The sequence below is a fragment of the Sulfurimonas aquatica genome (assembly GCF_017357825.1).
GTDB lineage: Bacteria > Campylobacterota > Campylobacteria > Campylobacterales > Sulfurimonadaceae > Sulfurimonas > Sulfurimonas aquatica.
Genome location: NZ_CP046072.1, coordinates 2,123,057 through 2,139,526 on the forward strand (window position 1 = coordinate 2,123,057; position 16,470 = coordinate 2,139,526).

Below are 16,470 nucleotides of genomic sequence, written 5' to 3' on the forward strand. Positions count from 1 at the left end.
ACTTTAGAGCTTATAAAGATAGTTCTCTAAAGTTTCAGCATCATTTATAGAGCGCTTGTCAAGCATCATTTGTGCTATGGAGTCATCAGTAAGCATTTTATATATCTCATTTGGACTGCTCATATTGTAGTAACTTTTAATAAACTCTAATAGCATGTCAAAATTATCATCTTTTGTACTATATTTTTTATGTTCTTTGTACTCATCCCAGTTAATTGTTGCCAAGGCTTTTCCTTCTATTCTCAAGTGCGGTTTTTAATCTTTCAATTATAAGTAACATTTTAGCAGATGAAACAGCAAAGTTCAACCTCATATAGCCACTTCCCTCTCGTCCAAAGCTTATTCCGGCATTGAGCCCAAGCTTAGCTTCGTTTATGAAGAATTCTCTGATTTTTTTATCTTTTAGCTCAAGGCCATGACAATCTATCCAAGCTAAGTAAGTAGCTTCAATCGGCGTTAACTTAAGAAACTCATTATACTCATGACAGAGTTCTTCAAGTTGTAAATAATTGGAGTAGAGATGCTTTTTAAGATCTTCTAACCAATACTCTCCCTCTTTATAAGCCGCTTCAAACGCCACATGAGAGAGAACACTTCCTTGTGCAAAATGTATTCTATTATAAGCTTTTAAAAACTTCTCTTTAAGCTCTTGATTATGGATAGCTACACTACTCATAGCAAAACCAGCCATGTTAAATGTTTTACCAACGCCATACGTACTAAGAGTTATATCGCTTGCCGCTTTAGAGAGTGATGCAAAAGGAATATGTTTATTTTCTCCATAAACTAAATCAGAGTGTACCTCATCTGCAAGAACAACTATATTATTTTCTATACAAACTTCTAGGATTGACAGTAGCTCTTCTCTTGTCCAAACTCTTCCAACAGGGTTATGAGGAGAACATAATAGAAGTAACTTCGTATCAGAGTCTATTTTTGATTTTAAATCTTGTATGTCAAAAGCGTATTTTCCATCTTCTCTTTTTTTAAGTGGATTTTTTACAAATTTTCTCTCAAGCTCTAAGACACTATGAAAAAATGGAGGGTATATTGGTGTTTGAACTATTACTCCTTCTCCTTTTTTAGTAAACGCTTCTATTGCCACACGGATGGAAGCAACCACGGAGTGAGAGTAGATCATATCAGCTCTCTTATAAGATATTCCATGTCTTTTTTCAAGCCAAGAGCACTGAGCTTCAAAGGCGGAATCAGGAACCTCTTCATAACCTATGATAGGATGATCAAGCCTTTTTCTCACAGCATTTAAAACAAAGTCTGGAGTATCTATATCCATATCGGCAACCCAGGCAGGTTCCACGTCAACTGTTCCAAAAAGTTCTTCTCTTAAGGTATATTTCTCAGCATTCGTATCTTTTCTACAAGCACTATGTGAAAAATCATAACTTACTTTTTCTTCCATATACTAACCTCTGAAATTGTATGTTGGTACTTACGCGCCGTCTCTTTAATGACAAATTCCAAATCTTCTCTATGGATAAGTTCAAATTTATCGCCTAAAACAGTTTGTAAACTCTCTATAGTTTTCACTTCTTTACCACTTTCATCTGAAAAACCACCAAGCCAAAACTCTTTTTTTGTAGAACTCTCTTGCCATGTATATGGAGAGGTAATCATTAATATGCCATCTTTATTAAGTCTCTCATCTATAGTATCTAAAAATAATCTTGGATTATAGAGTCTATCTATAAGGTTTGTTGCCATTATAAGGTCATAAGAAGTAAAGTTTGGCTTTAGATTACAAGCATCGCCCTGCCAAAAAGAGACCTTCTCTTTTAACGAATCATATCCCAACTCTGAAATTGTAACTTTCTTATTTGTTGCTAAGCTTCCCTCTTCAAGAGTACTAAACGCGACATAAGAGTCTGACTTTAACTTCGCCCCAACCTGAACGAAACGCACCGAGAAATCAATGCCCTCTACTTCATCAAATGTTTTTGCCAACTCAAATGTTGCTCTTCCCGTTGCACAACCAAGGTCAAGCGCTTTACCTCTGTTAATTGCATACTTTGAGGCAATAGCTGCCGTAGACTTGGCAAAATTTTCAACGCCAAAATGCGTATCTCCATACTGAAATTCACAATACTGCGAAACTAACTCGTCACTCTCATATATATCTGCCACTTCTTCATCCTTTGTATTTGTAACTACGTATCTAAAACCCGCATTTTGATAAAAATGTCGTCTAAAAGCATATCTAGAATGCTTTGTTATTAAATTTCCACTGCTTGCCCATGACGAGCCCAGTATAAGAGCATGCTTCTCATCAAACGTTGGAACAGAAAAGTCATCATAAGCTTCATGTACTTTAAAACCATCAAAAGGACGGATTGGAGTTCTACTCCACTGCCATACGTTTCCTACAACGTCATAAATGCCATGAAAATCAAACTCATTCACAGGACAAGAACTTGCATAGTGATAAAAATCCAGATTAGCTCTACTCTCATGAAAGTCTGGAATATCTTTTATTTGCGCTTGATTATAAATAGCTCTGTATTCTACTTCGCTTGGAAGAGTATAAGATACTCCACTCTTGTTTTCTTTATATCTACAAAATGCTTCTGCTTCTAGTGCGTTAACTTCAACGGGCCAATCATCTGGCATTTCTATCTCTAAAGCGAGTGTTCTATATTTATAAACGCCATCTTTAAAAATCCAAAAAGGTGGATGTTTTACACCAGTGAGTTCTAAAAACTCTTTTCCCTCATCGCTCCATAACTCTTTGTTCTCATAGCCGCCATCTAGTACAAACTCCATAAATTCGCCATTACTAACAAGATATTTCGATGCTTTAAAGTCAGGTATGTCTTGATTAAACGCCCCATATTCATTGTCCCAGCCATATAGCGCATGAGATGGCTTTTCTACTCCAAGGTGAATATCACAACCTTTTATTTCAACAAGCTCATTCATTGGTGCTTTTGAGCTTTTTGTACATATAGGAAAATCAACCGTCTCTTTTACAAGTTCGATGGGCATCTGTCTATGTAGTACTAATGACGTCTCAATATGAATTCTCTCATGCTCAATCCCCATAAGAATAATCCACATAGCAGACTTTTGGGTAATTGGTAAAGAGAGTGGTATAGTTGTAATCAGCTCATCAACAAGTTCTCTCACCCTATTCCTATATGCTCTTACGTCTGTAACCTCTGGCCAATTGGATCTTGCGTTCTCCATATCATCCCATGACATCTCATCAACACCTACGGCAAATATAGACTCATAGCTTGGATTAATTCGCTGTGAAATAACTTTCATTGCCATAAGTTTATTAATGTAAAACGTAGCGGTATGTCCAAAATAAAATATCATTGGATGACGAGTGATTTCAGACTTTTTATAAAATACATCATCATCTTTAAGAACTTCAAACACTTTTTCAAAAAGATCAAATGTATTATGAAAGTACTCTTTTATCTCTTGGCGTTTAGTCTCAATACTATCGCCATACAGTAACGGAGAATATCTACTCAGTTTACTCAAAAAAATTCCTTTAGATTTTGTTATAATTATTATATGCTAATTAATCAAACATCTATATTAAATAAGTTTCATGAAATAACTTACACCTTTACAACTCAGAAAGACCTAAACCTTGCATTTCATGTAGGTGATGATAATCTTCAAGTAATCCAAAACCATGAAAACTTAGCAAAGAGTATGGGTTATCCTATAAACGAACTTGTACATATGCAACAAATTCATTCTGATATGGTACATATTGTAAATGATAATGACAACTTTAAAACTCCTCCAACCTGTGATGCTCTCATAACTAATAAAGTAGCTACTCCTCTTATGGTTATGGTAGCTGATTGTTCACCTATTCTATTTTATGATTCAGAAAAAAAAGTTATAGCTGTAGCACATGCGGGAAGAGCGGGCAGTTTTAAAAATATTGTACAAAATGTAGTCAGCAGTTTGGCAAAAGAGTACAACTCTAAGCCAGAGAATATTATAGTCAGCATAGGTCCAAGTATTAAAAGTTGTTGTTATGAAGTAGGTTCTGAGATATATGATGAAGCAAAACTACTTAATCTAGAGTATTCAATACAGATTAGAGATGAAAAGTATTATCTGGATATTAGTACAATCCTTCACAAGCAACTCTTAAGCGCAGGAGTAAAAGAGAAAAATATTGAAATATCCACAGAGTGTACATGCTGTTTACGTGAAAAGTATTACTCCTACCGCGCAGAAAATAAAACTGGTAGATTTTGTGGACTTATCTACCTTAATGCTCAATAGTTTTATATCTCATAAAAATAAGTTTGAAAAGATTGGTCTAGGTCTGAGAGTTTAATATTAAAAACTTCTCTTACTTTACTTTGAGCATCAACCCAAAATGATTCAAGTATAACACTAGCACCGGAATTTTCATGTGGAAGGAAAAACTGTCCTTCTACTGATTCTAAAATATCCAATACAACAATATCCTTAGCCTCACAAGAAAGTTTATAGCCTCCGTTTGCCCCTCTGACACTTGTAACAAAACCATCTTTTTTAAGTGTTGAGAGAATTTGTTCTAGATAACCATGAGATATTTGTGTAACGGCGGCTATCTCTTTTATCTGCATTAATCTTGATTTTGGAGCATGATAGAGAGCATGCATAGCAGCTATGGCATAGACTCCTTTCGTTGATACACCAACCATTTAAATTACTATTTTCTTATAGATATGGTAAATTTTACACCCTAAACAGTATGAAAAGAGTACTTCTAAAACTATACATGCCAAAAGAGTAATACTTAAAATATAAAAAAGAACAGTAATGTTCATTGCACTAATAATAGCAATAAACACTAAAAATATGAGTCCAAAGTAAGCAGCTAAACGCTTAGCTGCAGAATCAACCATAACACTACGTATATGTAAAATTTGTTTTGTTTTAAAGCTTATAATATGCATTAGACTATACTCTTTTTCTATAAAAAGTCTTGTAGCAAAGTCTAAAATCAAAAAATAAACTATATATGTGTTGTGAGTAAATAAATATGTAGTAAATAAAATTCCTACATAAAAGGCAGTAATTCTAGCCACATTTCCATCAACTTTTACAAATGATACTGGACAAGATTTGCCATTCATTAGAGACCCTTTTACTTAATGTTCTTATTAATTTTCGCAATATTATTAAATAATCACTTTAAAGTAAAGTAAACATAGTGGATTACTATGGATTCTAATCTATCTTTTGCACTAACTGGGATGGCAATAACCCTAAAGACTCTTCTACTTTAAGAGTATTTCCATGAGTAATAAACTCATCTTCATATTCAAAACTAGTAAGATTAATATTTGTAATTTTGTTTCTTGCAAAAAATTCTAAGATAGCAGAACCAACGCCACCCATTTTAGAGCTATCTGAGAATACATACCATTTAGTATGTTTTTTTGCCATATCAAATAGCATCTCTTCATCTAACGGTTTTACAAAACGTAAATCTAAAATAGTTACCTCTTTATCTAGTAATAATGAAGTCTCATATGCACGTCCCACCCCATTTCCATAGCCAATAAAAAGAGTGTCGCTATTAGCTGTCTTTAATAGTTGCGATTTTCCTAATTCAAAAGGAGAAGACTCAGCTAAATTACACTCTTTAAAAGAGCCTCTAGGGTAACGCAAAGAGCATGGGTGCTCATACTCAGCGGCAAATGCCATTGCTTGATGAAAAGACTTCTCATCTCTTGGAGCAAAAAGTGTCATATTTGGAATGGCTCGTAAAAAACTAATGTCAAATACACCCTGATGAGTCTCTCCATCTTCACCGACAATTCCAGCACGATCAAGTGCAAAAACAACAGGTAAATCCATTAAACATGTGTCATGAATAACTTGATCGACGCCGCGTTGTAAAAAAGTAGAGTAGATTGTACAAAATGGCTTAAAGCCCTCTTTAGCTAAAGCACTCATTGATGTTACTGCATGTTGTTCTGCAATAGCAACATCCCAAAATCTATCTGGATAAGCATCTATGAGTTGTGTTAATCCCGTTCCACTAGGCATAGCAGCAGTAGCCCCTACAATTTTCTCATTATTTTTTGCAAGATGAAGAAGAGCTTCTGTATATATTTGTGTAGCACTTTTAGATGAACTTTTTTTAGATGAATCTCCACTATCAAGATCAAATGGTCCAACACCATGCCACTTCTCTTCTTGTCCTTCTGCTATTTGATAGCCTTTTCCTTTAATTGTCTGAGCATGAACAATGACAGGCTTACCAAGTTTCTTTGCTTTTTGAAGTATATCTATAAGAGATTCTAAGTTATGTCCATCAATGGGACCTATATAATCTATGCCCATCTCTTCAAACATTATTCCTGGCGTGATAAGCTTAAGACTCTCCTCCATTTTTTTAGCGATGTAGTGAGCCCCTTCACCAAAGTTATCGACAAAATTTTCAGTATGGTGTTTAAACTTTTGATAAAAAGAACCAGCCATTGCTGAGCTTAACATTCGGCTTATTGCACCTATTGGCTTTGCTATACTCATCTCATTGTCATTAAGGATAATAACCATCGGATACTTTCTATCACCCAATTCATTAAGCGCTTCATAGACCATTCCAGCCGTCATTGAACCATCGCCAATCATAACGACCGGAATTCTAGAGTCTTGCTCATTTTTCAAGGCTATAGCCTTTGCGGCGCCTACTCCTAAAGAGATAGAAGTTGAACTATGTCCAGCAACAAAATAATCATGCTCAGACTCACTAGGTTTTGTGTAACCACACATTCCATCAAATTGACGCAGAGTATCAAACTCTTCCCATCTATCTGTCAAAAGCTTATGTGCATACGCCTGATGTGACACGTCAAAAATAAAAGGGTCACTACCTGAGTCAAAGACCTTATGCATTGCAACAATAAGTTCGGTAGCGCCAAGCGTTGAACTTAAGTGTCCACCATTTTTACTCACAACTCTCAATATTTCTTCGCGTATGTCGGCGCATATTACTTCGAGTTCTTGAACTGTTTTTGATTTTATATTCATATATTTTTACTCACTTAAAGCGGCTTTTTTAACTCTTTGAAATCTTTTTGATACTTGTGCATCTATATTTCCAGCATCACTCATTACTACAACTCCACCTTCACTTATAGCACTATCTGAAACTATCTCAATATGCCCAAGTTTACCAAGTGATTCTGATAAACTTCCATGATTTTTTGGATTTACTTTTAATGTAATTTTTGACGCTGATTGTAACTCTTTTATTAACTCTTCTGAAAGAACCTTAGCAATCTCTGAAGAGTTATTAGCTATTTCTACTTTAATGACCTCTTGAGATATATCTAAAGCAGCTGAAATCAATTCACTTTTAATACCTTCAAGCGCTGACTCAAACTCTGTAGCACTATGCTCTAACTTAGCAACCGAAGATGCAAAAAGTTCCATAGAGCTATTTCCACTGCGTTCAATATCTTTTAGTGCTTTTGCAGCTCCTACTTCCATACCCTCAGCATAAGCCTCTTCTTTTGCAATTTCTAGTTGCTTCTTATACTCTTCTTCTTTAGCCTCTAACTTCATCTGTAACTTAATAAAATTTGAGGACATTTCATCTGTTTTTTGCATAAGAGATTCAATAAGAGACTCTTTAGAACTACTGCTTAATGCACTTGAGTCTATGTCACTTGCTCTTGCTTTTGGATGGTACTCTTTTGTATAGCCACCATTAATTTCCTCACCATTGGAGCTAGTAGATTTTGGTGCTGAAGAGATTACTTTAAATTTATATTTATCTACACTGTGTGATTCTATTGAATCATTTGGAATTATTGATGCCATTATACTACTCTATCATCTCTTCAGTTGAACCCATCTGAATAGTTCCAGCTTCTGCTAGACCATTTACAACTTCAACTATTTTTCTCTGAGCTACCTCAACATCTTTCATCTTAACAGCACCAAGGAACTGCATCTCTTCTTCAAATGCTTCACGAGCACGCTCACTCATAGCTGAGAAAAACTTCTCTTTAAGCTCTTCTGGAGAAGATTTAAGTCCTAGCATTAAATCTGCTTTATCCACAGCTTTTAATATCTCAGCTATTGCAAGTTTATCAAGTGAAACAATATCTTCAAAGGTAAACATCATCTCTTTAATAAGTGTTGCTAACTCTTCATCTACCTGCTCAATATTTGAGAGTGTTGATTTAGAACTCTTAGCACCAAGACGATTAAACACATCAGCAACAGCACGTGGACCACCCACTTCAACTTTATATGAAGCGAGTGATTCTAGCTTTGATTCTAGTACTGCGGAGACTCGCTTAATAACTGATGGAGATATATCTCCAAGTTTAGCCATTCTCATCGCTACTTCACTTCGTAACTCGTCTGGGAAGAACTGAAGGGTATCTGCAGCTTCTGTCGCATCCATATGTGCCAAAATAAGGGCAATTGTTTGTGGATGCTCATTTATAATAAAGTCCGAGAGTTGCTGCGGTTTAATTTTAGATAGATATGCAAAGTTTTGTGTATTTTGCATATTTTTGGAGAGTTTTTCCAAAACTTTTTTAGCTTCATCTGGGCCAAGAGTTCTATGAAGTAGCTCACGCGCATACTCCATACCTCCACTTGTTAGATACTGTCCAGATTGAAAGATCGCGTGAAACTCTTCAAGTATAGCAGTGGCGACGGCCCTATCTATACTTGTATTTGCTACGATAAATTTTGAGACTTCAGTAATGCTATCAACACTCATAGCCGCAAAAATAGCCGCTGTAGTGTCTTCTCCAAGTTGAAGAAGCAAAATAGCAATTTTTTCAGACATACTCATCTCATCAAAAACTGCCTGCTGTTGTGGAGTTAAATTTGCCATATATTAATTCCTTAAGACTTTTGGCCAGGTATACCTGACTCTTCACTTATTAATGCTTGAAGAAGAGCTGCAATATCTTCTGGTGCATCATCTGCCATTGTTCTTACTTTGTCAAGTATAACGTCATATTTAAGTTCATCTTCATTAAATCCTTCACCAACACCTAGTTGATCCTCAACTTTTTTACGCATTGCTTGTACTTTTTCTACTAAATCTTCTTCTTCGTCATCTTCCACATTTAATACTGGACTCTCAAGTTCCTCTTCTTCACGAGAAACTTCCAGCATTTTATCAGCAAATGGAGATATGATTTTTTTATAAAGTATAAATAAGAGTATAAGTACAAACAGGTATTTGAACAATCCAGTAAATGGTGCTAAATATGCTTCACTCATAGCAAGTGCATTCGTAACACTGTCTGCAACTGCTTCAGTTTTTTCTCTATCAAACTGTAAGTTCTGCACACTAATCTGATCACCTCTATCTTCATCTATTCCAATAGAACGACTTACTAGTGATTTTAGCGCTGAAATATCTGCATCATCGAGTGCAACATAATCAACTTCATCTGTTGGCTCTCCATTTTCATCAATCTTTGTTTTATACTTACCATCAACAAGCACAGCTGCAGTGATGCGTTTAATCCTTGCAAATTGACTTTTTACAACGCTAACTGTTTTTCCTACTTCGTAATTTGTTGTACCTGTATTTTTTTCATATTTTTCAGTTGTTTTAGATCCACTAAGCCCTTGCACTGGACCTATATTACTAACAGTACCCGGAACACCACCTACAGGTTCAGCTGAGCCACCATCACGTTTCTCTTCACTTACTTGCTCACTTCTGACTACGTTTTCAGGATCGTATGTTTCAGACGTAGAATTTTGAATAGAAAAGTCAAACTCTATGCTAACCTCTGCTACCACTTTATCTTTGCCACCGACAAAAGGAGAGATAACTTCTAAAATTTTATTTTGGCGTTTTTTTTCTTCTTTTACTTTGTACTTTTGTTGAACAGTTGAGAGCTCACCCATTTGAGCCATTTCATCTTCATCACCTAGTGTCTCACCACTACTACTCACCAACATAACATTTGAAGAGGTAAGTTTAGGAACTGATGCTGCTACTAAGTTTTTGATACCACGGACCTGCTTAGCTGAAAGAACTCTATCCTCTTTCATCTCGACCATTACTGAAGCAGTTGGTTCAACTTGCTTAGATACAAAAAGTGTATCTTTTGGCAATGCTAAACTTACACTTGCTTTTTCTATTGGCTCGAGTGCGTTAATTGTTCTGGAGAGCTCTCCCTCTAAAGCACGAAGATGTTTAATTTTTTGATCAAAACTTGTAGCTCCAAACTCCTGCTTATCAAAAAGTTCGAACCCTACTCCACTATCTTTAGGAATACCTAAAGAAGCTATGGAAATTCGCTGTTTATAAACCGCTGAACTTGGAACCTTGATGACATTATTTGCGCCAAGTTCGTAAGGAATGGAGTCTTTTTCAAGTTGTTCTACAACTTTTGCCGCATCGGAGGAGCTTAAGGAATCAAATAGAACTTCATAATTACTTCTTTCGCTTTTTTTAGCAGTAAAGACTACCAAAAAGATTAAAAAACTTATAATCCCTGCAATTGCAATAGCGATGATAATCTTTTGCTGTTTAGTTAGTTTTGCATACAAAACAACTAATTGTGAAAAAAGTACTTTAAAGTCCATTAATGTCTCATATTAAATTTTATAATAGTTCTGATGTTAGTTCAAAAAAGCGAGTGTTTTGTTCTTTTGTTCCAACTGTTACACGAATTGCATTCATTCCATAACCACTTAAGTCTCTCACAATCATCCCTTTTCTAAGTAAAGAGTCCGATATTTGAGTAGAATTTTGAGCATCATTGAGGCATAAAGTAACAAAGTTTGTATAACTCTCTATTATATCTATATTTTTCTCATTTACAAACTCTTTATAACGATTCATCTCTTCAAAATTTAATGCGATACAATTATTTACAAACTCTTGGTCTTCAATCGCAACAGACGCCGCTTCAAGAGAGAGTGTAGTGATATTAAAAGGTGGTCTTAATTTATATAGCTCTTTAATTATTTTTGGATTTGATATTCCATAACCAACTCTCATTCCACCAAGTCCATAAGCTTTAGAAAATGTACCAAGATATATAACGTTGTCAAATTTTTCTATTAACTCTTTAGGAGTTATACTCTTATTTTTATCTTTAAATGCCGCATACTCCATATAAGCGCCATCAACAACAACTAATGTCTCACTATCTATCTTGGATATAAACGCAACTAAATCAGTTGTGCTAATAGCATCGCCCGTTGGATTATTTGGAGTACATAAAAATATTATTTCTGGTTTTTGGGCCTTATAAAGTTCATAAAACTCATCCAAATCATGCTCTTGTGACGCCGTTCTAATTACTTGAGCTCCTATATGTTTTGCATAAATCTCATACATGGCAAACGTAACGCTGTTCATTAATATTTTTGAATTAGAATCTGCCTTAGCATGCATGATAAATTCAATAACTTGGTCACTTCCGCTACCAATAATTATGTTTGGAACCTCAATGTCAAAGTGTTTTTTCACTGCGTCTTTGAGTCTTGTCATACTATCATCAGGGTATAGCGACATCTTTTTGACAATAGCACCTACCGCATCTTGAACTTTAGTAGAACAGCCATAAGGATTCTCATTTGAAGCAAGTTTTACAATCTCTGTGGATTCAATTCCAAACTCGCGTACGACTAACTCTATTGGCTTTCCAGCCTCATAAGTTTTTATATTTTCTAATTTTTTATTAAATTTCATTATTCGCCTTTAACATAACTTCCAAGCCATGTCACTTCATTGGTGTGTTTCTCTAAAACTTTTTGAATTTTAGCCTCGTCTATATGACCATAAAAATCAATATAAAACCAATATCCAAATCCACTCTTATCTTTTGATGGACGAGACTCAATTTTAGATAGATTTATTTTTTGATCATCAAAGTCCTGTAAAAAGTGTACAAGCGAACCTGCTTCCACCGCATCCTTTAATCGCACTAATATTGACGTTTTATCATGTCCGCTTATAGCGTTTTTAAAGTCGCTCAGTATTATAAAACGAGTTGAGCTATCATGTTCGTCTTCTATGTTTTCAAACATTGTAGGAATGCCATAAAGCTTCGCAGCTATATGTGAACATATTGCGGCTGAATTCTCATCTTCAGCTGCTAGAATAGCAGCCTTGGCAGTTGATTCTACGGGAATTTGGTCGATATTAACAAAGCCATGTTCAGATAAAAATTCTCGACATTGACCAAAACCCTTGTCTTTTGAGTATATTTTTTTAATGTCTTCTAGTTTTTTTGCCTTCGTAGCAAATGACATATGTATCGGCATATAAAGTTCTGCCACAATTTTAACAGAACTTTTAGAGAGTAAATCTAACGTCTCTCCTACAATTCCATCACGAGAATTTTCAACTGGGACTACTCCAAATTTAGCACGTTTTGACTCTAATGTTTTAAAAACTGAATGAATAGAGTTTAATGATAAATAATCACTCATTGCGCCAAATCTACTCTCAGCAGCTTGGTGAGTAAAGCTTCCCTCAGGTCCTAGGTATGCTATACGTTCTGGTAACTCTAAGTTTCTTGAAACTGCAAATATTTCTAGATAGATCGCTTCAATTGCGCTTTTATTTAGTACTCCTCCGCTCTCTTTACTCATCGTAGTCAGTCTCTCAATAATGGCTTTTTCGCGCTCGGGTCTATAGATGGCCCCACCCGTGTCATTTTTAATTTCACCAACTCTCTCAACGACTTTCATTCGCTTATTAAGCAGTTCTAATATCTCATTATCAATAGCGTCTATAGCTACTCTACAATCATCTAAAGTTTTCATATTTTCTCCAACTTGTATTGATCTAAAATATCTTGCATATCAGCATATATAAAATCTGGTTTTAACTCATCTTTTAAAAATGGCACTATCTCATCTTGCGTTTTATATTTTCCACTAGTTACAAAAATAGTATTCATGCCAAGCTCTTTAGCTCCACCCAGGTCGCCCTTAACGTCATCGCTAATCATAGTGATATTCTCATAAGACGCATTACTATCTTGCGACATCAGTCTTTTAAGAGATTCAGAATAAAAAGAAATACTTGGCTTACCGACTACGTCATAGCTAGAGCTTGTAGCAAACTCCAACATCTTTAAAATTGCACCAACTCCAGGGTAACGTTTAGAGTTTTTTGCATAAATAGATGTCTCATGCATTCCAACAAGAGTAGCGCCTGCAAGAATAAACTCTATCATCTGCGCATATTCATCTGCCATAAAGTTCTCTTTAATCGCTATTAGCACCGTTTTTGGATTATTAAAGTCCAGTTTATATCCCATGCTTTTGAGTGTTTCTAAAAACTCATCTGCTCCATAAGCGGCTACCGCTTCTTTATCAACTCTTGATTCGAGCAGCATTAAAGGATCTATGTATTTATCATATGAAAATTCAAATCCTAATGATTGTAAAAATTCATAAAAATCTGATGATTTTTTCTTTGTATTATTTGTTACAACCATATAGGGAATATTTCGCATATTTAAATTGTTTATAAACTCTATGCTCCCACGAATAGGTGATTTATCTTCATCACTAATAAGAGTGCCCTGAACATCTATGAAATACAAACCATATCCTCTTGATTTAAGCTTTTAAAAACTCTTGCTCTAAAGCGATTAGATCTTCAAAAGTTTCACGCTTTCTTATGAGTCTATCTTCTCCGCTCTCAAGTGCCACCTCTGCACTACGTCCACGTGTATTGTAGTTGCTTCCCATGCCAAATCCATATGCACCAGCACTGTTTACAATAACTAAATCATTATGATTGAGTGGGGGTAGTGGATAGTTCTTAGCAAAAAAGTCACCACTTTCACATACTGGACCTACGATATCTACAGCCCGTGGCTCCTCTTTTGAGTCTGTTATAACGTCTATCTTATGATAAGCATTATAAAGTGAGGGGCGTAAAAGATCATTCATCGCACCATCTATAACAACAAACTTTTTCTCTCCATTTTGCTTCTCGTACAGTACTTTTGAGATAAAATAGCCTGCGTTTGCAGTTAAGAAACGGCCAGGCTCACATAAAATAGTTAAATCGAGTGCAGTCAATGTTCCTAAAATAGCTTGAACATAGTCATAAGGCTTAATGGTAATCTCATTATCGTATCTAATTCCTAATCCACCACCGATATCAAAAAACTTAAGCTCAATGTTTATTCCCTCTAATGAGCGAACTAAATCAGCAACAATTTCTGCTGATTCGCGGATAGGTTCTAACTCCGTTAGTTGTGAACCTATATGAAAATGAATTCCAACAGGATCTAGATGCTCTGAATTATTTGCTTTGATGTACATACGTTTAGCGCTATTTAAATCAACACCAAACTTATTATCATGAAGACCAGTTGAAATATATGGATGCGTTTTAGGATCTATGTTTGGGTTAACGCGAATACTAATACGTGATACTTTGCCTAACTCTTTGGCGATAAGTTCAACGCGACCAAGTTCCGCTTCACTCTCAACGTTTATATATAAAATATCTTTTTCTATAGCTTCGCGAATCTCATCATCACTCTTTCCAACACCAGAAAAAATAATTTTATAAGAAGGCACTCCTGCCAAAAAGGCACGTCTCACCTCTCCAATAGAGACACAATCAGCTCCACTTCCCATATCTGCAAAATGTTTGACAACGCTTAAGTTTGAGTTTGCCTTAACAGCGTAAGCGATAATGGACTTTCTACCTTTAAAAGCGCTTTTCAACTCATCATACTGAGCAGCCATGTAATCAAAATCATATACATAGAGTGGCGTTTGGTACTTATTTGCTAGTTCTTTAAAATCAATCATATAAATATTTCCGAATTCTTTTTTAAGTGATTTTATCTAAAATGTGCTTATATTGGTGTTAAGAGGTAGTTTTACGTGGCTGTTCTATATTTACGCCACTGCAACGCGGCTAGTATAAAAAGTAAAAATATAGGAGCGATAACGCCTAATTCACTTGGAATTGTTTTTGTATTTGAGAGTTCAATAAGCATAAAAAGTATGCCCCAAACCAAAAGAGTTGAGAGAATGGCTCCAAAACTAAAGAGTGAAACATTTAGAAAACGCACGCTTATTGGAACAAAGAAAAAGATGATAATTATAAGAAATGGCACAAAAAATGGATAGATGAAAATCTTATAAAGCGCGCCTTTAATGCTACTAGTATTTATGTTCTGACCATTTAAAAGTATGATTGCGTCTATAGCGTTTTTAATGGTAAAGTTAACTTTTCCCTCATAAACCTGATCTAAAATTTTCGGACGGAATCCTTCTAATATTTTCAAATCATTTGATTTACTTATTTTTATTCCATTTGAGGTGAAACTTAGCTCATCAGGTTTTGTAATGACGTCCGCTTCTTTTATTAGCCAGTATTCATCCCTATATACTGCTGAGGATGCTACTACAACCTCTTTTAATGAGTTGTTTTTTATACTAAATACACGTATCCCCTCTGCTTTTTCTTGCAAGGGAAGCATCTTGGAAAAATATACATACTGCCCTTTATATGTAAAGAAAAGGTCTCTAGTTGGACTTAAATACTGAGAGTTCTTTTTAATATTGTTAGAAAATTCATCTGCTCTAGCAAAACTAGACCAAGAGTGAAGAGAGATAAAAATAACTATTATACTTGTAGAGACGACAACGAAAGGGCGTAGAATATCGACTCTTGAGTATCCTAAAGAAAAAAAGGAAACAAGCGCGTTTGATCGTATTAAAAATATTTTTGTTGATATCATGGCAAATACCAATGCAATTGGAAGGAGCATATCTATGGCAAAAAAAGATTTATATACTAGATATATTAAAAGTAAATTTGCAGATTTTGAGAGGCCATCGGTATTGCCCATGTAGTCAAATCCAACCAAGAACATGACTAGAGCACCAAGAATTATAAAAAAATACTTTAGATAGTGAAAGGCCACATACTTAAAGGCTAACACTTAAGTGACCTAATAGCATACTTAGAACTTGTATCTTCCATAGAATTTTCAAGTAAAAAAGTCACTGCGTCACATGTATGAGAGATAAACTCATCTAAATGTTTTATTTGATCCTCATTAAACGCACCAAGTACATAGGAGGAGACTTCTCCCTTGTGTTCAGGCTTTCCGATACCCATTCTAATGCGAATGTACTCACGAGAAATTTTAGAATCAATTGATTTGAGTCCATTATGGCCACCATGCCCACCTCCCAACTTAAAACGCAGACTTCCAAAGGGAAGGTCTAAATCATCATGTATTACAACAACATTCTCTACTTTATAAAAATTTTTAACCTTAATGACAGAGTCACCTGAGAGGTTCATATATGTTTGTGGTTTTAATAAAAAATGATTTTTAAATTTGAAAGTTTGCCCAAGAAACGAGCTTGACGTGACATCTATGGCGTTAAATCTTGATGAGAGCTCATCAATGACCATAAAACCAATGTTATGGCGTGTACTTTCATAGTCAGATCCAGGATTCCCTAGTCCGACTATAAGCATGCTAA

General features: G+C 35.2%; 16 protein-coding genes. 1 reads left to right on the forward strand and 15 read right to left on the reverse strand.

Going from position 1 to position 16,470, the window contains the following annotated elements; translation table 11 throughout:
* Nucleotides 1-3: 3 nt before the first annotated feature.
* The 3 genes from GJV85_RS10095 to ovoA are packed head-to-tail and all read right to left on the reverse strand — an operon-like array spanning nt 4 to nt 3,507.
* On the reverse strand, nt 4-225 hold the full coding sequence (locus tag GJV85_RS10095; RefSeq protein WP_207561259.1) for a hypothetical protein: 222 nt from the start codon (nt 223-225) through the stop codon (nt 4-6).
* The gene (locus tag GJV85_RS10100; protein ID WP_207561260.1) at nt 212-1,420 is read right to left on the reverse strand and encodes a PatB family C-S lyase; all 1,209 of its coding nucleotides are present in this window, start codon (nt 1,418-1,420) and stop codon (nt 212-214) included. Before GJV85_RS10100 ends, GJV85_RS10095 begins: the two co-directional genes overlap by 14 nt.
* Nucleotides 1,405-3,507: a 5-histidylcysteine sulfoxide synthase gene (ovoA, locus tag GJV85_RS10105; protein WP_207561261.1), complete on the reverse strand. Its 2,103-nt coding sequence runs from the start codon at nt 3,505-3,507 to the stop codon at nt 1,405-1,407. The genes GJV85_RS10100 and ovoA overlap by 16 nt, the downstream gene beginning before the upstream one ends.
* Nucleotides 3,508-3,540: 33 nt before the next feature.
* Here ovoA and pgeF point away from each other — a divergent pair, with 33 nt between their 5' ends.
* Complete coding sequence (pgeF, locus tag GJV85_RS10110; RefSeq protein WP_207561262.1) at nt 3,541-4,272, forward strand: peptidoglycan editing factor PgeF; 732 nt, start codon at nt 3,541-3,543, stop codon at nt 4,270-4,272.
* A gap of 2 nt (nt 4,273-4,274) precedes the next feature.
* Here the strand turns inward: pgeF and GJV85_RS10115 are convergent, their stop codons facing one another.
* The 12 genes from GJV85_RS10115 to pth all read right to left on the reverse strand — a co-directional run bounded on the left by GJV85_RS10115 (nt 4,275) and on the right by pth (nt 16,465).
* A complete protein-coding gene (locus tag GJV85_RS10115) occupies nt 4,275-4,679 on the reverse strand; it encodes an RrF2 family transcriptional regulator (RefSeq protein WP_207561263.1) in 405 nt (134 codons plus the stop codon).
* Nucleotides 4,680-5,114 (reverse strand): DUF4395 domain-containing protein, encoded by a 435-nt coding sequence (locus GJV85_RS10120; RefSeq protein WP_207561264.1) that lies wholly within the window; start codon nt 5,112-5,114, stop codon nt 4,680-4,682.
* A gap of 94 nt (nt 5,115-5,208) precedes the next feature.
* Complete coding sequence (dxs, locus tag GJV85_RS10125; protein WP_207561265.1) at nt 5,209-7,020, reverse strand: 1-deoxy-D-xylulose-5-phosphate synthase; 1,812 nt, start codon at nt 7,018-7,020, stop codon at nt 5,209-5,211.
* A 6-nt stretch (nt 7,021-7,026) separates the two neighbouring features.
* On the reverse strand, nt 7,027-7,815 hold the full coding sequence (fliH, locus tag GJV85_RS10130) for a flagellar assembly protein FliH (protein ID WP_207561266.1): 789 nt from the start codon (nt 7,813-7,815) through the stop codon (nt 7,027-7,029).
* 4 nt (nt 7,816-7,819) lie between these two features.
* Complete coding sequence (gene fliG / locus GJV85_RS10135) at nt 7,820-8,848, reverse strand: flagellar motor switch protein FliG (RefSeq protein WP_207561267.1); 1,029 nt, start codon at nt 8,846-8,848, stop codon at nt 7,820-7,822.
* 11 nt (nt 8,849-8,859) lie between these two features.
* Nucleotides 8,860-10,566, reverse strand: a complete 1,707-nt coding sequence (gene fliF / locus GJV85_RS10140) for a flagellar basal-body MS-ring/collar protein FliF (RefSeq protein ID WP_207561268.1) — start codon at nt 10,564-10,566, stop codon at nt 8,860-8,862.
* 19 nt (nt 10,567-10,585) lie between these two features.
* On the reverse strand, nt 10,586-11,680 hold the full coding sequence (gene hisC, locus GJV85_RS10145) for a histidinol-phosphate transaminase (RefSeq protein ID WP_207561269.1): 1,095 nt from the start codon (nt 11,678-11,680) through the stop codon (nt 10,586-10,588).
* Nucleotides 11,680-12,759 (reverse strand): prephenate dehydratase, encoded by a 1,080-nt coding sequence (gene pheA, locus GJV85_RS10150; RefSeq protein ID WP_207561270.1) that lies wholly within the window; start codon nt 12,757-12,759, stop codon nt 11,680-11,682. Before pheA ends, hisC begins: the two co-directional genes overlap by 1 nt.
* Nucleotides 12,756-13,547 carry an HAD-IIA family hydrolase gene (locus GJV85_RS10155; protein ID WP_207561271.1) on the reverse strand — a complete coding sequence of 264 codons (792 nt, stop codon included), beginning with the start codon at nt 13,545-13,547 and terminating at the stop codon, nt 12,756-12,758. The genes pheA and GJV85_RS10155 overlap by 4 nt, the downstream gene beginning before the upstream one ends.
* A 16-nt stretch (nt 13,548-13,563) precedes the next feature.
* The gene (lysA, locus tag GJV85_RS10160) at nt 13,564-14,775 is read right to left on the reverse strand and encodes a diaminopimelate decarboxylase (protein ID WP_207561272.1); all 1,212 of its coding nucleotides are present in this window, start codon (nt 14,773-14,775) and stop codon (nt 13,564-13,566) included.
* Between the two features lie 71 nt (nt 14,776-14,846).
* A complete protein-coding gene (locus GJV85_RS10165; protein ID WP_207561273.1) occupies nt 14,847-15,917 on the reverse strand; it encodes an LptF/LptG family permease in 1,071 nt (356 codons plus the stop codon).
* A complete protein-coding gene (gene pth / locus GJV85_RS10170) occupies nt 15,911-16,465 on the reverse strand; it encodes an aminoacyl-tRNA hydrolase (protein ID WP_207561274.1) in 555 nt (184 codons plus the stop codon). Before pth ends, GJV85_RS10165 begins: the two co-directional genes overlap by 7 nt.
* Between the last annotated feature and the right edge of the window lie 5 nt (nt 16,466-16,470).